We start from the raw sequence: 24623 nt of genomic DNA on the forward strand, positions 1-24623 counted from the left end.
ATGACGCCTCGGCCAACTATTACAACCCCGCGGGCCTCGCGCGCGCGGAGGGGCTCGAGCTCTCGATTGGCTATTTTCGAGCCTCGCACCACCTCTCCACCAACGGCGTCGACAACGAGGTCGACCCCGTGAAGGGGCTCGTGCTCGGGCTCGTGGCGCCCGGCGAGCTCTTCGGCCTGAAGTTCGCGTTCGGTCTCGGCGCGCACCTCCCGGACGATCGCATCTCGCGCGTGCGCGCGTTCCGCCAAGAGCAGCCCCGCTGGGAGCTGTACGACAACCGCAACCAGCGCCTGACGCTCGCGACGAACCTCGCGGTGGCGGTCACCGACTGGCTCGAGATCGGCGGCGGTCTGTCGTTCATGTCGTCTACCCGAGGGCGCCTCGACATCACCGGGTCGGCGAACATCTTCGCGCCCTCGCAGAGTCAGCTGCGGCACGAGGTCGACGCCGACCTCACCGCCGTGCGTTACCCGATCGTTGGCGCGCGCGTCGCCCCTCACCGACCGCATCGCCCTGGCGGCGGTCTATCGGCACGAGTTTCAGCTCGGCCTCGACCTCACCGCGCACCTCCAGGGCGACATCTCCGGCCTCACGACGGCGCGCTACGACCTCGCGACCTCGAGCGTGAACAACTACCTGCCGCGGCAGGTGGTGCTCGGCGGCTCGTGGGCCCTCAGCGACGCCGTCCGCGTGAACGCCGACTTCACCTGGCTCGAGTGGAGCGCTTACGTCGCGCCGGTGGCGAAGCTCGACGTCGGCCTCGACATTCCTCCGCCGAAGGGCGGATGGCCCGCGAGCATCTCGCCGCCCGAGACGCCGGCGCCGCTGAAGGTCGTGCCGCTCCGCCTCAGCGATCGCCTCGTGCCGCACCTCGGCGTCGAGTGGCGCGCGCTCGATCGCGGCTGGCTGCGGGGCCTCGTTCGCGCGGGCTACGAGGTCCAGAAGAGCCCCATCGCTGCGCAGACCGTGTCGGTGTCCTACATCGATCGCGATCGCCACACGGGGTCGCTCGGGCTCGGCCTCGTGCTCGTGCACCCCGGCGAGCTCATGCCGGGCTCCATCGCCCTCGACGGTCACGCGCAGCTCAGCGTCCTGCCCGAGGCCGACACCCTCAAGGCGAGCCCCGCCGATCTCGTGGGCGATTTCCGCGCGGGAGGCACCATCTGGAACTTCGGCGCGACCCTCACGGCCACGTTCGACGGTCCCGTGGTGGGAGGCGCGCGCCCCGCGGCGACCTCCGCGCCGCGCGTGGCGACGGCGGCGACGGTGCAGAGGGGGCGCGCGCGATGACCCGAGACATCGCGCTCGCCGTCGGCCTCGCCGGCTCGCTCGGCCTCCTGGCGACGTCCTGCTCCACCATCGGATCCGACGGGCAGGGCGATCTCGGTCTCCCCACCGCGGGGGTCGGGCCGTTCCGCCGGCTGGCGGCTGGCGAGGTGCCGGGGATCGCGCCGTTCGTCCTTGACGGCGAGGGCGGCTACCGCGAGCCGGCCGTGCTTGGCGACGATCCGCGCGAGCCGCGGGTGTGGCTCTTCGCCGGCGCGGTGGGGAAGGGCGAAGGCGGCGTGCCGACGGGCCCGGTCATCGTGCGCACCTACGCGACCGACGGGCGCTCCTTCGCCGGCAGCGGCGCCGCGCCGGGGCGCGCGGCGGGCCTCACGCTCGCGCTCGCGCCGACCGAGCCCTGGGAGGGAGGGGTGGTCGCCTCGCCGTTCGCGCTGCGCGTGGGCGGCGAGGTGTGGCTCTTTTACGCAGGCGCCGGGGGCGTCGGGCTCGCGCGCGCCGCCTCGCCGGGCGAGCCTTTCGTGAAAGACCCCGCGCCCGCCCTCGACGCTCGCGGCGCGGCCCCGTGGGAGCGTGGCGCGCCGGGGTCGCCCACCGCCTACGTGGAGGGGAGCCGGGTGCATCTCTTCTACTCGTCCGGCGGCACCCTCGGCGAGGCCGTGTCGGACCTCTCGGCGCGGGCCTTCGCGCGCGTCGACGCCGATCCGCGGACCCCGGCGCTCGACCCGGTGCTCGGGCCGAGCCCCCGGGTCGATCCGGCGACGCTCGCGCCAGGGGAGAAGCCGCCGTTCGACGAGGTCGGGGTCGCCGATCCCTGCGTGAGCGTGCGAGAGACCCCCGCGACCGCCAAGCGCGCGCATGTGCGTGTACTCTACACTGGCATGGCCACGGCGGGCACCACGGCGATCGGGTTCGCCGCGCGCTATGGTCATGAGGGGCCGCTGGCGCGCCAGCCCCTGGCGGTCTACGCCGCCAAGGGCAAGGAGCGCGCGCCGGCGCTGCTCGACCTGGGCGAGACCGGGTACCTCTATTTCACCGAGCCTCGCTCGACCGACGCCCGCGAGGCGATCGGGGCGGGCTTCGCTCCCGGCGCGGGCTCGCCCGGTCCGCTCGCCAAGCCGGCCGCGGAGTAGCTCCGCGCCCGGCGCGGGCCGCGTGATACGCGTGGTACGCGTGGTACAGTAGCGCGATGCTCTCGGGGCTGCTCCTCGGCGTCCTCTTCGTGACGCCGTTCGTGCTCACCTATCTGTTCTTCATCCGATGGGTGGATAGGTTCGAGCCCGAGCCGTGGTGGCTCATCGGGCTCGCCTTCCTCTGGGGTGCGGTCATCGCGACCACGGCCGGAGGGGCGTCGTCGTCGTTCTTCGAGGGCGTCATCCAGCGCGGGCTCGGCATGAGCGAGAAGGACCCGCGGCTCGACGCGATCGGCGCGACCGTGCTCGCCCCGTCTTCGAGGAGGGCTTCAAGGCCATCGGCGTAGCGCTCATCGCGCTCATGAGCCTGCTCGGCCTGAAGCGCCTCGACGGTCCGCTCGCCGGGGCCATCTACGGCGGCGTGGTGGGGCTCGGCTTCACCCTCACCGAGGACATCCTCTACGTCGGGCGCCAGTTCGCGACCGAGGGCCTCGGCGGCTTCGTGGTGCTCCTCTTCCTCCGTACCGTACTCCTCGGGCTTTCGCACTGCACCTTCACCGCGTGCACCGGGCTTGGCTTCGGCGTCGCGGCGGAGTCGAAGAAGCTGTGGGTGAAGGTCTGCGGGCCGGTCCTCGGGTTCGTGGCAGCGATGGGAATGCACGCGGTCCACAACGGCCTGCCGACGTTCCTGGGCGAGGGCGGCGTCCTCGTGATGTTGATCGTTTCTTGGCTCATCGATGTCGCCTTCTTTGGGCTGCTCTGGGTGCTCGTGACGCGCGATCGGCGCATCGTGATTCGAGAGCTGCTCGGTGAGGTGGGCGATCTCCTCCAGCCGACGGAGCTCCGGCTCGTGAGCTCGTACGCCACGCTCGGCTGGCGCAACACGGTCGTGTTGTTCACGCAGGGCATCCCGACGTGGCGCAAGCGACGCGACAAGCAGCTCGCGCTGGTCGAGCTCGCGTTCATCAAGAGCCGGCGGCGCCGGGGCGACACGGGGGCCAAGCTCGACGCGAGCGAGGCGCGCCTCCGGCTCCTGATCGCCACGGCCAACCGGCAGGGGGTGTTCATCAGCCACTGAGCCCGGGGCGACCCGCGCAGGGCCGTGGCCAAAGAGAAGGTGGACAGGCGAGGAAGAATCCTGGCGGGGTCCGTAACAGGCGGCGAGACCCCGCGAACCTCCGCCTCAAGGAACCGAACCATGCGCCTCCGCTCCCTCTTCGTCGCCGCCCTCCTCCCGCTCTCCGTCTCCGCCCTCGGGGCATGCGCGTTCGAGGGAGCGCCGGAGGAAGAGGAGACCGCCGACATCGAGTCCGACCTCGCGGCCTCGCGGGTCCGCGTGATCGGCGCGATCGCGCCCGGCCAGACGCTCACGGCTTCGTACACGTCGGCACCCAAGTACTGGGCGTACTCGTTCACCGCGCAGAAGGGCGACGTCGTCGACTTCTGGGTGCGCTCGCCGAGCGGCGGGGACCCCTACGCGTACATCCTCGGGCCCTCGTTCGCGACGGTGAAGAGCAACGGCAACGCGAGCTCGACGACCAAGGACGCGCACGTGAAGGCGACCCTCGCGAGCGCGGGCACCTACTACGTGGCGTTCCGCGACACGGCCTTCGCCAACGGGACCTTCAGCGTGCAGTTCACAGGGACGGGCGCGCCGCCCGTCGACGCGGGCCCCGGCCCCGACGCGGCGCCCGTCGACGCGGCTCCCCCGGCGCCGGCACTCCCGACCTGCACCGGCACGCCGCGGTTCCCCACCACCGGACCCCTGAACGCCAAGTCGGTCGTGCGGGTCAGCTACGAGCGCGACTGCGACTCGTTCGGCGTCTGTACGGCGTGGACGAAGCGAGACGAGCGGGGCGTGGGCGCGAGCACGAACTTCGGCGTCACGTCGGTCGACCCGTCGCGTCGCGCGAAGGTGGAGATCTCCCTCGGCAGCTCGATGTCGCAGCAGGGCAGCAGCACGTACCTCTGCTCGACCACTGACCGAAACGCGAACTGGTCGACCGAGCTCGGCCTTGCGCGAACGGTCAGGGCGACACGCAGATGGAGTGGGCGGACCGCTGCAACATCGCGGGCGGCTCTGGCGGTCCCTCTGAAGTGGGCCCGCGGCGCCCGGTGCACATCTCCTTCGGCGACTCGTGCATGTCGGTCACCGAGACGCCCGCGCCCGGCGCTCGCGACTACGGCCATCAGATAAAGCAGATGTATATCGTTTCGTTCTAGTTGGCGCCGCCGGCGCGGGCGAGGTCGCCGCGACACCCGCGCGACGGCGCTCGCGTCACGGAGTCATGCTCGCCGACACGCGCGGTCCTTGCTGCGCGCCGAGCGGGGAGGCTAGTGTTCTTGCCAGTCGGCGAGACGCGGGAGGGACGATGGCGGAAGAGGTCTTGAGCTCGAGCTGCGAGGTGCTCACCGAGGGGCTCTCGATTTCGGCGTCCGCGGAGTCGGCGAACTCCGTGTCCAACGGCTTTGGCGCGAGCTCGAACTCGTCGTCGACCGGAGGCCCCCCACGCGGGCCCTCCGACGCGCGCCACGTGACAGGGCGCGATCTCCACGACATCCCGCCGCGGTGACGCCCACGGCCGCGGCGCCACCGGCCGACTCTGCGCGCAAGGCGCCGGCCCCACCTCGACCGCCCGACGTCCCGGTGGGGGCGCGGCGGGGGCTGTGGGCCACGCTGGGGTTCTGGGCCCGCGTCGCCGTGGAGACCCTCGGGGCCAGGCGCTTGTCGCGGGTGCTCGAGCAGCGCCTCGGTGGGCGCGGTGTGCTCTCGAGCGGCTTGGAGCACGTGCCCGCGCGAGGGCCCTTCGTGCTCGCGCTGAACCACGGCCACGCTCACCTCACGGTCGATCTCATCGCCGCGGCGGTGCTCTCGGCAGAGCCCGCGCGGACCGACGCCCGGCTCGCGGACGAGGTCTGTCTCGTGGTGGGCCGCAGGCCGCCTCGCGCTTCGCCCTCCCGCTGGCGGCGGCTCCTCCGCGCGACGACCGATCGGGTCCTCCGCGCGTGGGAGGCGCGGGTGCTCGCGCTGCCGGCGCTCGGCGCGGAGGCGGCGCTCGCCGCGGGTCTCGCGCAGCTCCGCGCGTTCCGGCGCGTGGCGGGGGCGAGGCCGGTGCTCGTCTTCCCCGAGGGGGTCGCGCGCGGCGCTTTCGGTGACATTCGCCCGGGGGCTGGGAGGTGGCTCGGCGGGCTCCCCGCGCCGACGGTGCCCGTCGCCGTGTGGTGGAGCGAACCCGAGCGCGCCTTCCGCGTGGTCGTCGGCGCTCCGCTCGCGTGGGCGCCGCGCGCCGAGCTCCGTGATCTCCAGCTCGGCCTCGCGATCGCCGCGCTGCTCCCCGAGTCGGAGGCCCCCGAGTGGCAAGCGCTGCTCGCGCGGTGGCGAGGTGTGCACGCGGCGTCGGGGGATTGAGCGCGGGGGGTCGAACGAGACGTGGGGGGCGGCCACGTCCTCGCGTCGAGCGGTCAGCCCCAGCGCACGTGCTCGCGCACGAGATCGATCGTGTCCTTCGTGAAGCCGTGCTTGAACGCCGCGATCGCGGCGCGCTTGGCGTCGGTGTCGCCCTCGCGCGGCACGCCCCCGAGGTCGAGCTCGAGCGCGCCGTGGCCGCGCGCCCACCGGATGGCCTCGAGGAGAGGCGGGCTCATTTTGGAGAAGGGCCGGCGCTCGGTGGAGGTCGCGCCGAGCAAGAGCGTGAGGCGCCGGTTCGTCCGCGCGACGACCACGGCGCCGAGCGCGCGCCAGAGGCCCGTCGCGAGAGACGAAGCACGCGCGCTCGGAGCGCGCCGTGACACGGGCCAAGGCGAGCCCGAACGCGTCGCCTTTGGCGGCCTCGTCGCGTCCCTGGGCGCCCATGGTCTCGCGCGACAGCGCGACGAACGCGCGGGCCTCCTCGCCCCGCGCACGCGCGCTGACGACGCCCGCCTTCGCGGCCTGCTTCAGCTCGTAGCGCAGAGTCTTTCGCCCGCTCCCGCCGAGCACCTCGGCCTCGGTGCCCACGAGCGGCATACGCACCGACCGCACGTGCGCGCCAGCGTCGTCGTCGACCGCCCGGAAGCCGAGCCGCGCGAGCGTCGCCTCGACGTGCGCGCGTTCGGCCCCGGACCAATAGGGCATGACCGAGAGGCGCACGACCCCGCGGAGCAAGAGCGCCCGTCGCAGCGCGACGAGGACCTCGCCGAGGCGGGAGGGAACGCCCACCACGGGGCCACGCTCGACCTGCGCGAACGGCAGCGGCGCCGGCCCGAGCCGCGAGCGCAGCACGAGGGCCGCGCCGACGACCGCGCCCCCGCGCGGCCGCTCTTTCGCCAGGAAAATACTCCGCGCGAAAGGGCCGATCGCTCGTGGCGAGCTCGGCGTAGTCGCGGAGCTGCGCGAAGCCGCCGTCGCTCGCCGCAGCGACGAACGCGTCGTAGTCGCGCTCTTCCTTGGGGGAGAGCCTCGCGCGGAGCACCGTGTCGAGCACGGGCGCACGGTAGCCGACACGCCGGAGGTTCGGGCGCCGTTCTTGGGGCGGCGGCCGCCGGCGCGGCGAGCCGCGCGGCCCGCGGCGCAGCCGGCGAGGGTCGCTGCGTGCTAAGTACCGCGCCCCGATGGTGAAGCTTCGCGTGCTCTTCCTGAACGACACGTCCCGCAACGGCGGGCCGGGTCGCAGCCTCTACTACATCCTGAAGTTCCTCGACCCCGCCGTCGTCCATCGCGCCGTCGTGCTGCCCCGCCGGGGTGTGCTCTCGGAGCTCTACGAGGGTTCGGCCGAGCCGGTAGCAGACGAGCTCTTCTTCGAGGACACGCTGGTGGAGAACCCCGTCGAGCCGTGGTCGCGGGCCATGGAGCGGAGCGACTTCGACGCGAACCCGCTGCGGAAGGGCGTGCGGTTCGTCGGCAACGTCGGTCGCGGCGCGCGCGCGATTCGGCGCCTCGCCGCGCTCCTGCGCCGTGGGCGGTATGATCTGCTCTATTGCAATGGCACGAACGCCGACTTCTTTGGCGGCGCCATCGCGAAGCTCTCCGGCGTGCCCGCGCTCTGGCATGTGCGGTACACCAGCGTGCCGAAGGCGCTCGCCGGGGTCCACGACCGGCTCGCGGCCTCCATGGGCGTGCGCCGCATCGTGTGTGTGTCGGGCGCCTCCGCGGCCCTGTTTCCGCACTGCCCCGAGAAGGTGCGCGTGGTGCACAACGCGCTCGACCCCGACGACTTCGGTGCGGCGGCCCCCGCGCCCGTCCTGCGCCGTGAGCTCGGTCTCCCCGAGGGGACGATCGTCTTCGGGAGCCAGGGGCGCATTCTGCCCCGCAAGGGCTACATGGAGCTCGTCTCGGCGTCGAAGCTCGCGCTCGCGCGCATGACCGCCGACGAGCGCGAGCGGGTGCACGTCGCGGTGATCGGCGACACGCCGGAGGACTACACGCCCGACCACCTCGAGGAGTGCCGCGCTCGCGTTCGCGCCCTCGGGCTCCAGCGCCACGTCACGTTCCTCGGGTTCCGCTCCGACGTGCGCCCGTACGTGGCCGACTTCGACGTGGCCATCGTGCCGAGCGTGTACGCCGACCCGCTGCCCCGCGCCGTCATCGAGTCGATGGCCATGGGCAAGCCCGTCGCCGCGTTCGACGTCGGGGGCGTGGCCGAGATGCTCCGCGCCGGGGAGACTGGCACGCTCGTCGCGGGGGCGCGCCGCCCGACGTGCAGGGCTCGCCGACGCGATGCTCCGCTACTTCCGCGATCCGGGCTCCGCGACGCTGCACGGACGGGCGGGCCGCGCCCGTATCGAGCGCGACTTCTCCGCGCACCGGCAGGCGAAGATCATCCAAGAAGAGATCGAGCGCGCCGCGCGCGGGTAGCCGTCGCGCGGAGGCCCACGCTCACGCTCGAGCTCGGCGCGCGTGGACCGGTCAGCGTCGGGCGGCGTAGCGCTCCAGCGCCGACTTGATGGAGCGGTCGAGCACCCACTGGATGGTCGGGCCGAGCGCCTCGACCTTCGCCTCGAACTGGATGGTGTAATGGAGCCGGCATCCGCCGCCACCCGGACGTTCGCTGAACACCATGCGCCCGAGGTGGTTCTTGATGGGCGAGCCGCGGGTCACTTGGTACTCGATGAGCTTGTCGGTCTCGTAGGCGACGACCGTCTCCTCGAAGGCGAGCGGGCCGGGGGGGCCGACCCGGCGCACGGACCCCACCCCGTGCTTGCCGCCCTCTCCGCTGCCGTCGCGGAGGTGCTTCATCGGGGCGCGGAGGACACGTCCGAGCTCCTCGTGATCGTGGAAGTCTTGAAAGACCTGGGAGATGGGCTGCGGGAAGTCTTGGAGCACGTCGACGGTGTGCATGCCCGGAGTCTAGGAGACCGGCGCGTCGCGCGCTGGAAAAACCGCCCGATCACGCCGCGCCCGCCCCGCCCCGGGCCCCGCCGATGCGCCTCTCCGAGCGGTCGGGGCCGAGGGCTCATGCCTTCGGGAGGGGGCCAGCGCGCCACATCGAGCGAGCCTCTCACCGGGGGCGAGGTCCGGCGTCGCGGGCGGCGGCGGCCGTGAGTCGGAAGAGCTCAGTCCACGTCCACGCGGCCGTCTCCTCGGCGCCCACGCCGTCGAAATGGAGGCCGTCGGGCCGCACCAGCTCGCCTTGGCTCCGCAGCGTGCACTCCTTGGTCGGGCACACGTGGCTCATGAGGTCGAGGGTGGGCAGGCCGCGCCTCACGGCGAAGCGTGCGAGCGCCGCGTTCAGGCACACCACCCGTTCGGGCACGTCGCTGTGCCGCCATCGCCCCACGGGGGTCGGCACGAGCGCGATGACGACCTGGCCCGCCCGGGGGCCCATGGCGTCGACGAGGGTGCCGAGGCGCGCCTCGTAGGCGGCTCCAAACGCGCCATCGCACACGCCCTGCGTGAGGAACGCGCCGCCCATGATGATGAGCGTGACGTCGGGTCGCAGGCGCTCGACGTCGGCCACCCAGCTCGACGAGCAGCTCGACTCGACGACCGCGCGCCCCGCGATGACGTGGGCGCCGGTCGCGAAGAGCGTGCACGACCCCACGCCTCGCTCGGCGGCGAACGCGCGAGCGTCGTCCTGGCGGTGGCGGAGGGCTATCCCGAGGAACGACGCGACCGAGTCGCCGAGCGTGAGGACGCGGAGCGCCCCGGGCGCGAGCTCCGCCGCGGGCGGGAGCGTCTGCATCGAAACTGAGTATTTGCTCGCATACGGAGCGCCGGCGATCACGGGCGGCCGCGGCGGAGGGGGAGCCGGTCTCCGCGTCCACGTGGGGATCGCGACCGACAGGAAGGAGGCGGCGAACGCGGCGGGCACGATCGCGCGTGCGCTGCCGAAGGTGAGGCCTCGAGTGCGAATGGGCTTCTCGAGAAAGCGGAGCGACAGCGCCGCGATGGCGAACGAGACCGCGAAGCGGAGCGCGCCGAGGGGGAGGGTGGACAGGTGCACGCGCTCGGGCGAGAGCACGATGAAGACCGGCCAGTGCCACAGGTACACTCCGTAGCTCACGTTGCCGACCGCGCGCAGCGGACCGAACGAGAAGGCGCGGGCGAGCGGCCCCGCGGGGCGGAGGATGGCCGCCGCGATGAGCGCGAGGCACGCGAGCTCGCACGCCAGGAAGCCGCCCCGGTAGAGCCACGGGCTCTCACCGTCGAGGCGGGCCCACGCGATCGTGAGCACGCCGAGCCCGGCCAGGCTCCCGACATCGAGGAGGCGACCACGGGCGCCGTCGAGCCGGCGCTCCGGGGTGAGGACGCACGCGAGCGCCGCGCCGAGCAGCATGCCCGACGCGCGGGTGTCGGTGCCGAGGTAAACGCGCGCCGTATGCGCGGGCGCGTACCACGCCGCCATGAGCCCCACCGAGACCGCGGCGAGCGCGAGCGACAGCGTGAGCAGAGCGCGCCGCGACCGCCGGAGCGCCACCCAGGCCACGAGCGGCCACAACACGTAGAACTGCTCCTCGATCGCGAGGCTCCAGGTGTGCTCGAGCGGGGAGGGCGCCGCGAACAGGTCCCAGTAGCTCTTGTTCGCGAAGATCGCGCGCCAGTTCGCGACGTAGCCCAGCGTCGCGAGCGCGTCGCGACGGATCGCGGCGAGCTCGCCGTGCTTGGCCCAGAGCGCGCAGTAGAGGCCGATCCCGGGCATGAGCGCGAGCACGGCGGGCAAGAGCCGCCTCGCCCGCCGCGTCCAGAAGGGCCCGAGCGCGACGGCCCCGGTGCGCGCGTGCTCGGCCACGAGCAGGCTCGTGATGAGGTACCCGGAGAGCACGAAGAACAGATCGACCCCGAGGTAACCCCCGGGAAGCGCGCCCTGCGAGTGGAAGAACAGAACCCCGAGCACGGCCGCCCCGCGGAGGCCGTCGAGCGCCGGGACGTGGGGGATGCCCCCGTGCTTCGCGGCAGGGCTGGCCGTTCCCACGGCGAGGTTCCTACCCCATGCGGGGCCCGCGCGGCGCGAAATCGCGGCGCTTGTCCGCGGGGCGAGCGTCGGTGCGAGTCGCGCGCGAGGCCGGGCTGTCACGCAAGCGTCGCGTTGCCGCCGCGGAAGGTGGGGTAGCATGCTCCCATGTCGGTCCTCTCACGCCTCACTCGGTCGACCCGCAACGCGCTCGAGCTCGTTCGGCTCGGCAAGCTCGGGCCCGAGTACAGCGCGCCGTACGACGTCGTCGACGAGGGGGCCCACCACAAGCTCCGACGCTACGCGACGCGCTCGAGCGGCCGCGGGACCCCGCTCGCGGGCGAGGGCTCGTCGGGGCCCTCCGTGCTGCTCGTTCCGCCGCTCATGGTCGCCTCGGAGATCTACGACATCGAGGCCGAGCTCTCGGCCGTGGCGGCCCTGGGACGGGCGGGCATCACGCCGTACCTCGTCGACTTCGGCGCACCCGAGCGCAGCGCAGACGGGCTGCTCCGCAACCTCACCGATCACGTGAAGGCCGTCGCGCGGAGCATCGAGCGCGTGCGCGAGCTCGAGGGACGCGACACGCACGTCGTGGGCTATTCGCAGGGCGGCATGTTCGCGTACCAGGCGGTCGCCTACGTCCGCTCCCGCGGCGTCAGGAGCATCGTCACGTTCGGCAGCCCCGTCGACATCCACAAGAACCTGCCCGCGCAGGTGCGGGGCGACGCGATGGCCGCCTTCGCGCAGTTCATCGAGCCCGCGCTCACGGGCATCGTCGACCGCATCGGCGCGCTGCCCGGCAAGCTCACGAGCACGGGCTTCAAGGTCCTCTCCACGAAGAAGGAGATCCAGCAACGCTTCGAGTTCCTCGCCAAGCTCCACGACCGGCACGCGCTCGTTCGACGCGAGGCCCGCCGTCGCTTTCTGGGCGGCGAGGGCTTCGTCGCGTGGCCGGGGCCGGCGCTCCGTGACTTCGTCGACGAGTTCATCGTCCACAACCGGATGATCTCCGGGGGCTTCCTCATCGACGGCCGCACCGTCACGCTGGCCGACATCGTGTGCCCGATCCTCTGCTTCGTGGGCACGAACGACGAGATCGCGCGCGCAGAGGCCGTCCGCGCCATCGTGAAGGCGGCGCCGGAGGCGAGCGTCACGTTCGTGTCGATCGAGGCGGGGCACTTCGGCCTCGTGGTCGGCTCGCGGGCCATGTTGGTCTCGTGGCCCACGGTGGCCGAGTGGGTCGCGCACCGCGAGGGTGTGGGGCCGGCGCCGCGGGCCATCGCCGCGAAGACCGAGCCGGCCCTGCGCGAAGGCGGGATGGACGCCGAGCTCGACCTGCTCGCCGCGGCCCTGTCAAAGACCGCGAAGCGCCTGTGGCGCCGCATCGGCGACGCCTCGTCCTCCGCGGCGGACGCGCTCGACGGGGTGCGCTACCAGGAGCCTCAGCTGCGCGCGCTCGAGGACGTGCGCCCCGACACGGTGACGAACCCGTCGAAGTGGCTCGCTGCGGCGGCGAAGGCGAGCCCGCAGGGCACCTTCTTCCTCTTCCGCGATCGCGCGTTCACCTACGAGCAGGCCGACGCGCGGGTCACCCATGTGGTCAAGGGTCTTTACCACTCGGGCGTGCGCCCAGGCGACCGCGTGCTCGTCGTGATGGAGTCGCGCCCGAGCTACCTGTCGCTGGCGACGGCGCTCATCCGGCTCGGGGCGGTGCCCGTGCTCGCGCCGCCCGACGCCTCGCCCGTGGAGATGGGCCGCGCCGCAGCCCGCACGGACTGCCGCTACTTCGCGGCCGACCCTCGGAACCTGCCCGTCGTCCTGAAGGCCGCAGGAGCGTCGTCGGTGCTCGTGCTCGGCGCGACCGAGCGAGGCGCCCCCCGCGCGTTCGATCCGCGCGCGGTCGACATGGAGGCCATCGACCCGGCCGCGGTGACGCTCCCCGCCGACCTGCGCCTCGACGCGGGCCGCGCGCTCGACCTGGGCGCCATCCTGCTCCGCCCCGCGGACAGCGGCGAGCTGCGGGCCGCCCCGGTGACGTTCCACAGGTGGGCCCTCTCCGCGCATGGGGCCGCCGCGGCCTGCACGCTCAAGCCGGCCGATACCGTGTACTCGTGCATCCCGCTGCACCACCCGGCCGCGATCCTGGTCGCGGTGGGCGCCGCGCTCGTCGCGGGCGCGAGGCTCGCGCTCGGCGCGCCGTTCTCCTCGGAGACCTTCTTCTCCGAGGTGCGTCGCTACGGCGCGACGGTCATCTTCTATGCGGGCGAGATGCTGCGACCGCTGGTGCACACTCCGCCGAAGCGGGGCGATCGCACGCTGCCCGTCCGCATGGTCGCCGGCAGCGGCATGCGCCCCGACCTGTGGGAGAAGCTAGAGGAGCGCTTCAACGTCGGCGTCCTCGAGTTTTACGCCTCCACCACGCAGCGCGCGGTGCTCGCCAACGCGTCTGGCGAGAAGCTCGGCGCGGTCGGTCGGCCGCTGCCTGGGAGCGCCGAGCTCGCGGTCGTGAAGGTCGACCTCGCGACCGGCGAGCTGCTCCGCGACGTCGACGGTCACCTCGTGCGCGCGCTGTCCGGGGAGCCCGGCCTGCTCGCGATGCGGCAGCCCGCCGAGGAGCACGGGGACGAGGCGAACGTCGTCCGCGCGGCGTTCGGCAACGAGCCGTGGGTCGTCAGCTCCGACGTGGTCCGCGAGGACAGCGCCGGCGACGTGTGGTTCGTCGACTCGCGCGCCGGCTTCGTGGCGACCCACGGCGGGGCCGTGTCGCTGCGCTCCGTGGAGGACGCGCTCTACGCGCTGCCCGAGATCGAGCTGGCGTGCGCGTTCGCGGCCGAGGGTGCCGGCGCGCAGCGTGTGGTGCATGCCGCGTTCGTTTCGTCGGCCGAGCTCGGCGGCGCGCGCCTCGACGCGGCGATGTCACGTCTCCCCGCACACGCGCGGCCGCGGGTCATCGCGCACGTGCCGCGGATGCCCCTCACGGACGGCTACCGACCGAAGCGGCGCACGGTGGCCTTCGAGGCCTCCGTGGCGCAGGTGCTCTACCGCCTCGGCTCCGCAGGGTACGAGCTCGCGCCCGAGCCCGCCGTGCCGCTCGAGTCGACGGTGTCGCTCGAGGGGTGAGGGGAGAGAGAGGGCGGCTCTCGCCGTTCAGCTCCGCTTGATGATGCCCGCGAGCACGAGCCCGCCGCCCACGAGGCCGGGCAGACCGGCGAGGAGGACCACCACCGCGCCCACCGGCTGCGCCTCGCGCATGCGCCGGTTGCTCGTGCCGATCGCGAAGAGCACCCCGCCGAGCAACAGGAGAAGCACCGCGACGCCGCAGCCGACGCCGCCGCCGACGAGGAGCCCGGTGCCCCCCTTCGCCGGGCCCGCCTGGGCGGCTTGGCCGTGGCCAGGGTAATAGGGTGGCTGGCCGTGGGGCGGCGGGGGACCTCCGTGAGGTCCGTAGGGGGGCTGCATTTCGCGAGCCTCGCACCGCCGCAGAGCCGCGGTCAAGGCGCGGCTGGGCTTCCTCGAATACGCGGCGGGCCCCCCGTGTACAATCGGGCGCATGCTCGAGCCGGGCACCCTCGTCGGTGGCGACTACCTCGTGGAGCGCAGGCTCTCCGAGGGCGGGATGGGTGCGGTGTACATCGCCGAGCAGGTGTCGACGGGGGCGAAGCGCGCGCTCAAGGTGATCCGCGCGGAGCTCGTGAGTCAGCCGAAGCTGCGCGCCCGGTTCGCGCAGGAGGCGAAGGTCACCTCGCGCATCGCGAGCGATCACGTCGTGTCGGTCGTCGCCGCGGGCATCGACGCGGGAGCTCCAGGCACCTTGGCTCGCGATGGAGCTGCTCACGGGGCAGACCCTGCTCGGCCTGGTGGAGGCGCGCGGCGCGCTGCCCTTCGAGCTCGCCCTCGAGATCCTCCGGCAGCTCGCCCACGCGATGGACGCGGCCCACGCCGCGGGGGTCGTGCACCGCGACCTGAAGCCCGAGAACATTTTCCTGTCGGAGTCGCGCCGCACCGGCTCGCCGTTCTTCGTCAAGGTGCTTGACTTTGGGATCGCGCACATCGTCCGCGAGGCGCAGATCACGCGGACGGACGCCATCGGTACGCCCCTCTGGATGTCGCCCGAGCAGGCCGGCGCCGCCGACGAAATCGGGCCAGGCACGGACATCTGGGCGTTGGGCCTCATCGTCTTCTACCTGCTCACGGGGCGGCCGTACTGGCTGTGCGCCCGGGAGCCCGAGTGCAGCGCGCTCAGTCTGGTCCGGGAGGTGTGCCTCGAGCCGCTGGCGCTGGCGCGGGAGCGGGCGGGGCAGGTCGGCTTCGACGGCCCGCTGCCCGAGGGCTTCGACGCCTGGTTCTCTCGCTGTGTCTGCCGCGAGATGGCGGGGCGCTTCCCCTCCGCAGGCGTGGCGATCGAGGCGCTCGCCGAGGCGTTCGGAGCGCCGCCGGTGGGGCTCCCTTCGCGCGACCTCATCGACGCCCTCGCCGGCTCGGGCGAGGTCGACGTCGCGCACGCGCCGACCGAGCTCGTCCCGAGCACCGCGCGCTCGAGGCTCGCGCCGACCGGGAGCGGTGACGCGAAGCCTGAACGCGCCGTCGTGGTCGAGAGCGCGCCGCTGCCGCAGGCCAGTGCCAGCGCGACCCCCGCCCAGCCGCCTGGAGTCTCGGTCACCAAGCCCGAGCTCGGCGCCGAGGCGCGCCGCGCCCCGCGTCGAGTCCTCGTTGGCGCGCTCGTCGTTGGCGCGCTCGTCGTCGGCGGCCTCGTGTGGCGCTCGCGCGCTGGCGCGGCCACCGCGCGCCGCGACTTGGCCGCGTGCTCCTCTTCGGCGGACGCCGCCGCGTGCGGGCGAGCGTGCGCCCGTGGCGCCGTGCGTGCTTGCGCGCGCGCGGCGTTGGGTGAGCTCGACGCGCGCGATCCCGAGGCGCGGCTGCGGGCGCAGATCACCCTCCGCGCCGCATGCACACAAGACGTGCCGGAGGCGTGCGCGGCGCTCGGCCGGGCCCTCGTGTTCCCGGCCGACGCTGCGGCGCGCGACCTCAAGCAGGGGATCGCACTGCTCGAGCGAGGGTGCAGCGACGGCCCGGGCTGCGCGCTGCTCGGGACCTTGAAGGACCTCGGGACGCCCGATCTCGCGCGCGACGCGCGCGCCTACTTCGATGCAGCCTGCAAGGAATCGCCGATCTCCACCGAGGAGCTCCTCGACTGCGGCCTCACCCTCGCGCACGCCCTCGAGGGGCCGCCGGGACGCTCCCCTCCGGCCCGCCTCGCGCCCCTCCGGACCCGCCCGTGGCGGGATCTGTGCGCGGTGTCCAGCGGCGATCTGTGCGCGCTCGCGTGGCTCGATCCCGCGACCCCGCCGGGGGAGGAGCGCGCGGCGCTGGAGCGAGGCTGCGACAGCGGCTCCTCCCTCTCGTGCAACAACCTCGGGGTCATGCGCGCCGAGGGCCTCGGTGGAGCCCAGCCGAACCCGGCGCTCGCGCGGGAGGCCTTCGAGCGTGCGTGCGTCGCTGGCGAGCCGGCGGGCTGCAACAACCTCGCGTTCGTCGCGGGTGGACTGTCGGCGACGCCGCGCCGAGGGCCTCGCGGCGCGGCGGTCTACAAGCTCCGCTGCGGCGGACCGTTCCAGGTCGGGTGCGCCGGCTGGGGAACGCGCGTCGACGTCGTGCCCCGCGGCACGCCCACGAGCTATCCCCAGGCCGCGGCGGCGCTCGAGCGCGCGTGCGCCGGCGGGCTCACCACGGGCTGCGTGAACCTCGGCGCCTTCTTGTTCACCGGGCGCGCGGTGCCGCGCGATCGGCCGCGGGCCGAGCGCCTCTTCGCCGAGTCGTGCTTCCGCGGAGACGCGAGCGCTTGCGGCGAACAAGGCGCCGCGCTCCTCGCCGTGCGCATGGACCACCGCCGGGACACGCGCGCCGGGCTCGGCTTCGTCGATCGCGCTTGCAAGGGCGGCGAGCTCGACTCGTGCATGGCGCTCGAGGCCCACAAGGTCAACGGGCTCCCCGAGCCGAAGCACGAGCGCGAGGGGGCGCTTGGGCTCTCTCGCCTGGCGTCGCTCAAGGTCTATACGCACGCCCATTCGCTCTCGACGCTGTACGAAACGGGCGGGCCGGGGCTCGAGCGGTCACCGGAAAGAGCGCGCGCGCTGGCGCTCGAGGAGTGCGAGGTCGAGCTCCGGTGCACCGACGCGGCCTATTACCTCTCGCGCGCCATCGGTGGCCCGAAGGACGAGCGCCGCGCCGTCGAGCTGCTCGGGAGAGCGTGCGAGGCGAGCGATCTCGCGTCATGCGGTGAGCTCGGCGCCCGCTACCGCGACGGCCGCGGCGTGGGGCGCGATCCGTCACGCGCGATCGAGCTGCTCACGCGGGCCTGCGACGCCGGCGACTCTTTCTCCTGCAACGACCTCGCGCTCGCGTACGCCCGCGCCGAGGGGGTGGGGCGGGACCCGGCGCGCGCGCTCGCCCTCGCGCGCGCCTCGTGCGAGAGCGGCGGCGCCGACGGCTGCGCCACCGTGGGGATCATGCTGGCCGACGGGGTGGGCACGCCGAAGGACCCCGCCGCCGCTGCGCCGTACCTCGGCTTCGGGTGCCGGCGTGCCGTCCAAGCGGCCTGCGAAAAGCTCCAGGCGATGCACAAGCCGCTGCCCGAGCTCGACCTGTAGGACGTTCGTCGCGCCCGCGCCCACGCGCCTCGGATCAGCGCGCGTCAGCCCGCTCTCAGTTTTGCCAGCGGCGGTTGCGCCCCACGTCGGCGTGAACGAACAAGTCGCTGGCCGTTGGGTACGTGCCGACGCCGCCGTCCCACCCGAGCGCGCGGATCTCCTTCTCGAGGGCGCGCGGATCCACCCCACGCGTGACGCCCGCGGGCACCACGCGGAAGTCGAGCGCGTGCCCCAATGTGTGCTGGCTGTGGCTCGCGACGTGGCGGCCCTTCTTGCGCCTCGCCTCGTTCAGCTTCTCGCTGCGGTAGCCGCTCACGATCTCGACGCGCGCGCCCGGGTAGCGAGCCACGAGCGCGCGCACGAGCTCGAGGAGGCGCGGATCGATCGTGTGCGCGGAGCCCGTGACGTGGTCGGCGAGCAAACGGTCGAAGCGCGCGGCGCTGGGCTCGGCGGCCGAGAGCGGCAGGTGCTCGCCCGTGTGGGTCTGCACGAGCGTGCCGTCCGTTACGAAGGGCACGAGGGGCTCGGCCGCCGGCGCGGCGAGAGCCTGCTCTCCCGCGGTCACCTCGGGCGTTACGTGGCGGCCCGCCCACATGGCCCCGCCGCGGGTCACTCGGAAGCCCGGATCCCCGCTGAGCGCGCGGCTCGGCAAGATCCCACACGCGGCGACGCACACGAGCGCGGCCCAGCGGACGACGCGCGCGCGGTCGGTCGGCGTGCGCGTGGTCCTCACGGGGAAAGTCTCGTTCATCCGGCTGAGCTCGATGTCGGTCGCGAGCATACACGACGTCGTCTTTGCTTGACTCGCATCCGAGCCGTTGGGAGCCTGCGGGGGAATGTCGGATGTTCAGGACGCCGCGCTCGTGGCGCGCATCGGGGGAGGGGACGTGGGCGCGGCCGCGGCGCTCTACGATCGCCACGCCGCGTCGCTCTTTCCGCTCGCGCTGCGCATCGTGCGCGATCGTGCCGAGGCCGAGGACGTGCTCCACGACGCCTTCGTGGCGCTCGCGGATCGTGCGGCCCAGTATGAGCGCGCGAAGGGCAGCGTCATCGCCTGGCTCGTGACCCTCGTGCGCAACCTCGCGATCGATCGGACGCGGCGCCGCGATCGGCGCGCGTCGCTCCAGCGCGAGGTCATCGCGTTCGAGCCGCCCGCGGAGGCCAAAGATCCCGAGCAGCTCACCGGGGAGGTCCGAGAGCGGCGACGCATGCAGCGGGCGCTCGCGAGGCTCCCGGTAGCGCAGGCGCGCACGCTCTCGATCGCCTTCTTCGAGGGGCTCACGTACCCCGAGATCGCCGAGCGCGAGGGCGTGCCCCTCGGCACCATCAAGTCACGCGCCGCGCGCGCCCTCTCGGCGCTGCGGGCGGCGCTCGCTGCGGAGGGGCTCGACGAGCACCCCTACGGTGGCGGGTGAGCGCGCCGCCGGCGACAGAGGTGCACGGCCGCGAGGCCAAGGAGAGTCCATGACCGCGAAGTTCGAGGAAGGCACGATCAAGGGGCGCGAAGGCGGGGGCCCGGCCCTGTACTTCCGCGCGAGGCTCCCGGCCGCGACCGACACCAAGGCGGTGCTCGGCTTGCTGCACGGCTACGCCGACCACGCGGAGCGTTATGATCACGTGGTGGAAGAGCTCGTCGCGCGGGGGGTCGGCGTGGTCGCCCTCGACATGCGAGGGCACGGGCGCTCCGAGGGGCCGCGCGGCTACTGCGAGAGGTTCGACGAGTTCCTGAGCGACGCGCAGGAGCTCGGCAAGTTGGTCGACGAGCGCGCCAAGCCGAGCGGCGCCGCCACGTTCCTCTTCGGCCACAGCTTCGGTGGCCTCGTCGCCACCATGTCCATGCTCACGTCGCCTAGAGAGTATAAAGGACTCTTGCTGTCGGGCCCGTTCTTCGGGCTAGGGCTGGAGGTCCCGGCGCTGAAGGTCCTCGCGGGCAAGGTCGCGTCGCGGCTCGTGCCCAAACTGGGCCTGCCGATCGGCCTCACGGGCAAGGACGTGACCCACGATCCCGAGCGCGCGCGAGCCTATGAGGCCGATCCGCTCGTGTTCAAGGCGGCGAAGGCGCGCTGGTTCACCGAGACCCAGGCCGCGCAGGCCGACGCCTTCGCGCGCGCGGGCGCCCTGTCGGTGCCGCTGCTCGAGCTGTTCGGCGCGGCCGATCACGTCGCGAGCCCGGCCGCGGGCAAGCGCTTCTTCGACGCCGCCGGCCACTCGGACAAGACCTGGGCTCCCAAGGCGGACCTCTTCCACGAGATCTTGAACGAGCCCTCGTACAAAGAAATCTGCGCCGAGATGGCGGACTGGATCCTCGCGCGCGTGTAGCCGGGACCGTCGGCCCGCGCGACATCCTGCACGAGCGAACGCCCCGCTCGCTCCCCTGAGGGGAGGGAGGCGGGGCGTCGCGAGTCGTGAACGCGAGTCGTGAACGCGAGTCGTGAACCGATCGTAGGCTACTTGCAGTAGCCGAGATCGCGGTTGTTCGTGGAGAACGGGATGCACTTCTTGCCGCCGCAGTCGGCGTCCTTGCTGCACACCGTGAGCTCGCCGGCGTTGCAGCCGGCGCGGCAGATGGTGCCGCCGATGTAGAAGCCGCGCTGGTACTCTGCCGGGCAGCCCCTCTCCGTGTCGATCGCGGGCGGGCCCGCCTCGGTGCCGGGGATGCAGCAGTTGGGGGTCGCGCCGGGGCAGTTGTCGGGCGCGCCGCACTGCCAGCGGCTCCGCGGGCCGCGCGAGCCCGCGGTGCACGTATCCTGTTTGCCGTCGACGCAGTTCGTGGGGTCGAAGCCGCCGGTGCCGCCGCCGGAGCCGGTGCAGCAGGTCTGGGTGCCGTTGCAGTAGGGCGCGCCGCCTTCCGCGAAGGGGCAGTAGAAGCTCGTGGCGCCCGAGTCGCCCGCGTCGGGCGGGAAGGGCGAGCGCAGCTTGGGGGGGGCGCCGCAGTCGACCGGGCCGCCGCCGTCCGTGGGGGGCTTGACGCTGCCGTCCGGGGCGGGGGTCGTGGTCGTGGCGGTGCCGGTCGTCGGCGGCTTGGCGGCGTCGACCCCGGGCGGGCTCGGGGTGTCGTCGCCGTTAGTGGTGGTGCACGCGACCGCGAAGATGGACGTGGCGCCGAGGACGCTGAGCCCTCCAAGAATCCAAGCGAGCTTACGGACCTGCGGCTTCATTGAGCACTCCTCCACTAAGAACTGAGTTTGAGAGACCCTAGCATGGGCCTTCGGCGCTCGCACGGCCGAACCGAGACGAGCGAGGCCCAACCGACGCACGATTCAGTCGTCCACGGCCTGCACGCGCACCGTGCCGCCGCCGGCCTTCATCTTCGCGCAGCACGCCAGCCGGTGCTGGGGCGGCGCCTGGCCGAACGCGTCGAGCACGTCGAGCTCCTCGTCCTCGGGGGCCTCCAGCGACTCGGCGCCTTCGAGCACCTCGACCCGGCAGGTGCCGCAGCACGCGCTTCTGCACGAGAAGGGGACCGGCGCGGCGTGGTCGTCGCACATGTCCTGGATGGAGCCCCCCTGGGGGGCGGCGACGGTCAGGACGGGCTTGCCCTTTTTCTCGAAGACGACGGTCGGCATGGCGCGGACTTATAGTCCCCCGCGGGTCACCTTGGAAGGGCTCGGCGCAGGAGGAGCGCGTGCTCGCGGCGCGGCGCGCGCTGGAACGCCGCGGCGGTGGGACCGTGGAAGTGGGGCCGCGATTGCGACGCCCGCGCCCACGGCTCGAGCTCGGGGACGTCGAGCGTGGCCTCCGCCACGAGGTCGTCGGCGCGGAGCGCCTCGCCGCGTACCGCCGAGTCGGCCATGAGCAGCACCACGCGCCCGCCGGGCCGCGTGACCCGGACGAGCGCGCCGAAGAGGGCCCGAAGCTCTCCCAGCCAGGCCTCGCGGGCCTCGCGCGGCGTGCGCGAGGCGTAGGCGCGCCGAGAGCCGAGCTCGCGCTCCACGAAGCGCCGGGCCTCGCGCTGCGGCAGCCCCAGCCACCGGAGGCGGGCGACGTGATGGCTCGCGTAGTCGTACGTGGCGACATAGGGCGGCGAGGTGACCACCGCGTCGACGCTCGCCGTGGCGACGGTGTCGAGGGCGGTGGCGTCATCGACGGTGACCTTCACCTCGGCCCGCGGCCTCGGGACGCGCGCGTCGAGGGTCGCCAGGCGTTCGGCGAGCTCCTCGGTCTTTCGGGCGAAGAGCTTGGCCGTGTAGCCCGCCGCGAGGCGGCGTGGCGCGTGTGCGGCCGAGGTGTCGCCCTTCTGGCGGCTCACCTTGGTGAGCAGGCTCGAGAGCACCAGCATGAGCGCCTCGCGCGTCGATTTCTCCGCCGCGTCGATGCCCACGCGGAGCGAATCGAGCTCCAGCAACACGTGCGGATCGAAGAGCTCCACGTCCTCCTCGGGGTAGCGGGTAGACGACCCCACACGGAGCTTGCGCCGCTGGTCGGCGACGGCTCTCGCCCGGTTCGCCTCGGCGACCAGGAGCGCGCGCCCCTCGGCCGAGAGAGCGCGCACCTTCAGCCGCGAGAGGCGCGCCGCCAGCGGGTTCAAATCGGTGCCCACGGAGTGGCGGCGGGAGGCGAGCGCCTCGACGAGAACGGTGCCCGAGCCGCAGAAGGGATCGAGCACGCGCGCCCCTTCGTCGGCCGCGAGGGCCACCAGGCGCGCCGCGGTCGTGGGGTGCATACGTGCAGGATACACGTGAAAGCCGTGGACGTCGGCGCGCTCGGGTTCGTCGACGTCGTCGCCCGCGGGTCGCACGTCGAGGGCCTCGCCGAGCGCGCGCGCCGTGTCCGGTTCGCCGCCGAGCGTCACGTCCCCGCCCACGTGGGTGAGCGAGCGGCGCCCTGGAGGGGGCGCGGTCACGGATCGCCCGCGCGCTTTCGCCGTTCCTGCGCGCGTTCCGCCTCGGCGAGCCGAGCGTCGAAGTCCTCGAGCTCGCTCGAGCTGTCGTCATCCGCTTGGCCCACGCGGTAGCGCACGTCGCCCGACGCGTCGACCTCGATGCGCGTGGGGTGCTCGGCCGCGAGCGCGACGAGCTCGCTCTCCGCGACCGACTCGTCGATCGAGAGCAGGCCCGCCAGCTCGTTCGCCGTGGCGCTCCCGCCGGTGCCGGCGTAGTCGCGAATGGCGAGCGCGTAGGCGCGGTTGAGGGCGGCCTCGGCGCTCTTGGTCGCGCCGCCTCGCGCGCGCAGGAGGAACCCGAACGACACCCACGCGGCGATGAGCGTGAGCGCCTTCACCGGCGTCATGCTGGAAGCGAGCGCGAGGAGTGTTCCCAGCGTGTAGAGGGCACCCGCGATGAAGACCATGGGCGAGCGGCTCGGCGGCTTTGCGGCCCGAAGCGCCACCCGTGAGGCCTCGAGCCGCACCGGGTCGGAGATGGGGAGGGGGAGCTTCGGCCCCTTGCAGGCCGCGCAGACCCAACGGAGCGTGGGGTGGGGCTCGACCCGGGTGAGCCCCCGGCAGTGCGGACACACGTGGCCTTCGCCCTGGACGGCGCCGCAGCCGGGGCAGGCGCCGGGGATCGTGCGGTTCGCTCCGCACGCGGGGCAGGGGGGGACGTTCATGCCGCACTCCCTTTGGTCGTTTGGCGTAGGCACGCCGCTCGCCTGCGGCTCGCTTGCGTGTTCACGGCGGCACCTCGCCCACGGATCGGGGCCGCCATCGACCTGCGTTCGCGGCTCTGGGGCTCCCTTCGAGGTTCACGCGGACACGATAGCCCGCGCCGCCAGGCGGCGGGCCGGAATCCTCAGGGCTTCACGACGGTGGTGCCCGGCGGCGGCTCGAACACGAACTTGGTGGCGACCACGGGGCGGTTGACCTGCACCTCGGTGAACACGAAGCTGTTCTTGTTGCCCTGCGCGTCGAGGATGAGCACGCGGCGAATTTGCGAGGTGGCGGTGTCCACGTAGAACAGCACCTTCGTGTAGGCGGGGGTGGGGGTCTTCGGCGTGCCCACGAGCACCGTGCCGCCCGCGAACTTCATGTCGCCGCCCGCGAAGGCCTGAAAGTTGAAGGCGTCGGACAGCTTGCCGCGGCCGAGCAGGAACGACAGCGCCGCGGGGTACTGGGCGCCGCTCTGGGCGCCGCTGACCTGCTGCTCGAACATTTGCTTGTTGTCGGCCTCGTAGACCCGCACCGTCGTGCCGTTCGAGACGACGCGGTTGCCGGCGGGGGTGGAGTACTCCCAGGCCATCTTGCCGGGCTTCTCGAAGAAGACCACGCCGGCCGAAGCGCGCTTCGTGTTGTAGGCCTTGACCGTGAACTCCTGGTTGAAGCGCGCGGTGAACGTGCGCGACTGGTCGTAGAAGGCCTGCACCTTGGTGACGACGTCCTCCGCGACCTTCGCGTCGAGCGGCGCGGGCTCGGCGGCGCTCGCGGGCTTCGACGGCGCCGCGACGGCGCCCAGCGTGGCCAGCCCGAGGGCGAGCGCGAAGGTGGTGGCGAGGGAGCGGCGGCGGACGTGGAGCTGAGTCGGGCGGGACATGGCGGGGTTCTCCAAGGCAGAGACGAAACGGGCGAGTCGCGCGAAGCTTACGGATTTTTCTGCGGTTCGCGAGCGCCGGGGAGGGGCAGCCGAAGGCGGGGACGACCGGGGGATGCGGCGCTCGATGGCAGGTTGGACGGCCGTCCACGCGAAAGGGTTCACTTGGGGCTCACTTCGCCCGTAAAGAAGCCTGTCTTCGAGGGCGCGGGGCGGGTCGCGCGGGGGGGCCGAGGCGCGCGGCGAGGGGGGCTCGCTGGAGGTGCGTGAGGGCCACGGCGAGCGCGTCGGCCGCGTCGGCCGGGGGCAGCGCCGGCAGCGACAGGATGAGGCGCACCATCTGGGCGACCTGGTCCTTCTCGGCGCGGCCGCCCCCGGCGACCGTCGATTTCACGCGGGCGGGCGGGTACTCCCCCGTGGGGAGGCCGGCGCGGGCGCACACGAGGAGCGCCACGCCGCGGGCGTGCCCAAGCTTCGCGGCGGCCGACGGATCGCGCGCGAAGAAGAGCGACTCGATCGCGCACTCGTTCGGCGCGTGGGCGGAGAGCACCTCGATCAGCCCTTCTTCGATGCGCACCAGGCGCTCGCCGAGGGGGAGCGCCTCGCCCGGCGAGATGACCCCGTGCGCGACGTGCCGCAGGCGCACGCCCACCCGTTCGGCCAGACCCCAGCCGAAATGGCGCGTGCCGGGGTCGAGCCCCAGCACCCGCAGCGCGCCGGACGGCC

Annotated in this window: 22 protein-coding genes; 11 read left to right on the forward strand and 11 right to left on the reverse strand. The window is 73.2% G+C overall.

Features of this window, described 5'->3' with window-relative positions; translation table 11 throughout:
* Positions 1–477 precede the first annotated feature (477 nt).
* From IPQ09_11620 to IPQ09_11645, 6 genes are all read left to right on the forward strand, one after another.
* A complete protein-coding gene (locus tag IPQ09_11620) occupies positions 478–1290 on the forward strand; it encodes a hypothetical protein (protein ID MBL0194853.1) in 813 nt (270 codons plus the stop codon).
* The gene (locus IPQ09_11625; GenBank protein ID MBL0194854.1) at positions 1287–2417 is read left to right on the forward strand and encodes a hypothetical protein; all 1131 of its coding nucleotides are present in this window, start codon (positions 1287–1289) and stop codon (positions 2415–2417) included. The genes IPQ09_11620 and IPQ09_11625 overlap by 4 nt, the downstream gene beginning before the upstream one ends.
* 154 nt (positions 2418–2571) lie before the next feature.
* A complete protein-coding gene (locus IPQ09_11630) occupies positions 2572–3495 on the forward strand; it encodes a PrsW family intramembrane metalloprotease (GenBank protein MBL0194855.1) in 924 nt (307 codons plus the stop codon).
* 120 nt (positions 3496–3615) lie between these two features.
* A complete protein-coding gene (locus IPQ09_11635) occupies positions 3616–4614 on the forward strand; it encodes a PPC domain-containing protein (GenBank protein MBL0194856.1) in 999 nt (332 codons plus the stop codon).
* Positions 4615–4789: 175 nt separating this feature from the next.
* On the forward strand, positions 4790–4990 hold the full coding sequence (locus IPQ09_11640) for a hypothetical protein (GenBank protein MBL0194857.1): 201 nt from the start codon (positions 4790–4792) through the stop codon (positions 4988–4990).
* Positions 4987–5826: a hypothetical protein gene (locus IPQ09_11645; GenBank protein ID MBL0194858.1), complete on the forward strand. Its 840-nt coding sequence runs from the start codon at positions 4987–4989 to the stop codon at positions 5824–5826. Before IPQ09_11640 ends, IPQ09_11645 begins: the two co-directional genes overlap by 4 nt.
* Before the next feature lie 53 nt (positions 5827–5879).
* Here IPQ09_11645 and IPQ09_11650 read toward each other — a convergent pair whose 3' ends face one another.
* Entirely contained in the window at positions 5880–6209 is a 330-nt protein-coding gene (locus tag IPQ09_11650) for a hypothetical protein (protein ID MBL0194859.1), read from the reverse strand.
* A 798-nt stretch (positions 6210–7007) separates the two neighbouring features.
* Here IPQ09_11650 and IPQ09_11655 point away from each other — a divergent pair.
* Entirely contained in the window at positions 7008–8339 is a 1332-nt protein-coding gene (locus IPQ09_11655; GenBank protein ID MBL0194860.1) for a glycosyltransferase, read from the forward strand.
* Here IPQ09_11655 and IPQ09_11660 read toward each other — a convergent pair.
* Positions 8302–8733, reverse strand: coding sequence for an SRPBCC family protein (locus tag IPQ09_11660; protein ID MBL0194861.1), 432 nt, complete (start codon positions 8731–8733; stop codon positions 8302–8304). The two genes, IPQ09_11655 and IPQ09_11660, sit on opposite strands and share 38 nt — an antisense overlap.
* A gap of 160 nt (positions 8734–8893) precedes the next feature.
* Positions 8894–10807, reverse strand: a complete 1914-nt coding sequence (locus tag IPQ09_11665; GenBank protein ID MBL0194862.1) for an acyltransferase — start codon at positions 10805–10807, stop codon at positions 8894–8896.
* A gap of 147 nt (positions 10808–10954) precedes the next feature.
* Here IPQ09_11665 and IPQ09_11670 point away from each other — a divergent pair, with 147 nt between their 5' ends.
* Entirely contained in the window at positions 10955–13906 is a 2952-nt protein-coding gene (locus IPQ09_11670) for an alpha/beta fold hydrolase (GenBank protein ID MBL0194863.1), read from the forward strand.
* Between the two features lie 27 nt (positions 13907–13933).
* Here the strand turns inward: IPQ09_11670 and IPQ09_11675 are convergent, their stop codons facing one another.
* On the reverse strand, positions 13934–14245 hold the full coding sequence (locus tag IPQ09_11675) for a hypothetical protein (protein MBL0194864.1): 312 nt from the start codon (positions 14243–14245) through the stop codon (positions 13934–13936).
* Positions 14246–14607: 362 nt separating this feature from the next.
* Here IPQ09_11675 and IPQ09_11680 point away from each other — a divergent pair, with 362 nt between their 5' ends.
* A complete protein-coding gene (locus IPQ09_11680) occupies positions 14608–17433 on the forward strand; it encodes an SEL1-like repeat protein (GenBank protein MBL0194865.1) in 2826 nt (941 codons plus the stop codon).
* Between the two features lie 55 nt (positions 17434–17488).
* Here IPQ09_11680 and IPQ09_11685 read toward each other — a convergent pair whose 3' ends face one another.
* Positions 17489–18166: a DUF882 domain-containing protein gene (locus IPQ09_11685; GenBank protein MBL0194866.1), complete on the reverse strand. Its 678-nt coding sequence runs from the start codon at positions 18164–18166 to the stop codon at positions 17489–17491.
* 103 nt (positions 18167–18269) lie between these two features.
* Here IPQ09_11685 and IPQ09_11690 point away from each other — a divergent pair, with 103 nt between their 5' ends.
* Together IPQ09_11690 and IPQ09_11695 are read left to right on the forward strand one after the other, a co-directional pair.
* On the forward strand, positions 18270–18848 hold the full coding sequence (locus tag IPQ09_11690) for a sigma-70 family RNA polymerase sigma factor (GenBank protein ID MBL0194867.1): 579 nt from the start codon (positions 18270–18272) through the stop codon (positions 18846–18848).
* A gap of 49 nt (positions 18849–18897) precedes the next feature.
* Positions 18898–19752 (forward strand): alpha/beta hydrolase, encoded by an 855-nt coding sequence (locus IPQ09_11695; protein MBL0194868.1) that lies wholly within the window; start codon positions 18898–18900, stop codon positions 19750–19752.
* 128 nt (positions 19753–19880) lie between these two features.
* On the opposite strand, the gene IPQ09_11700 is transcribed toward IPQ09_11695, so the two are convergent.
* The 6 genes from IPQ09_11700 to ruvC all read right to left on the reverse strand — a co-directional run bounded on the left by IPQ09_11700 (position 19881) and on the right by ruvC (position 24609).
* Positions 19881–20591 carry a hypothetical protein gene (locus IPQ09_11700; GenBank protein MBL0194869.1) on the reverse strand — a complete coding sequence of 237 codons (711 nt, stop codon included), beginning with the start codon at positions 20589–20591 and terminating at the stop codon, positions 19881–19883.
* Positions 20592–20693: 102 nt separating this feature from the next.
* A complete protein-coding gene (locus tag IPQ09_11705; protein MBL0194870.1) occupies positions 20694–20999 on the reverse strand; it encodes a (2Fe-2S)-binding protein in 306 nt (101 codons plus the stop codon).
* 26 nt (positions 21000–21025) lie between these two features.
* Positions 21026–22276, reverse strand: coding sequence for a hypothetical protein (locus IPQ09_11710; GenBank protein ID MBL0194871.1), 1251 nt, complete (start codon positions 22274–22276; stop codon positions 21026–21028).
* Positions 22273–22980, reverse strand: coding sequence for a hypothetical protein (locus IPQ09_11715; GenBank protein ID MBL0194872.1), 708 nt, complete (start codon positions 22978–22980; stop codon positions 22273–22275). Before IPQ09_11715 ends, IPQ09_11710 begins: the two co-directional genes overlap by 4 nt.
* A 182-nt stretch (positions 22981–23162) precedes the next feature.
* Positions 23163–23900 (reverse strand): outer membrane lipoprotein carrier protein LolA, encoded by a 738-nt coding sequence (locus IPQ09_11720; GenBank protein ID MBL0194873.1) that lies wholly within the window; start codon positions 23898–23900, stop codon positions 23163–23165.
* 169 nt (positions 23901–24069) lie between these two features.
* Positions 24070–24609: a crossover junction endodeoxyribonuclease RuvC gene (gene ruvC / locus IPQ09_11725; protein ID MBL0194874.1), complete on the reverse strand. Its 540-nt coding sequence runs from the start codon at positions 24607–24609 to the stop codon at positions 24070–24072.
* Positions 24610–24623: the final 14 nt, after the last annotated feature.

Source organism: Myxococcales bacterium (assembly GCA_016720545.1).
Lineage (GTDB): Bacteria > Myxococcota_A > Polyangia > Polyangiales > Polyangiaceae > JAAFHV01.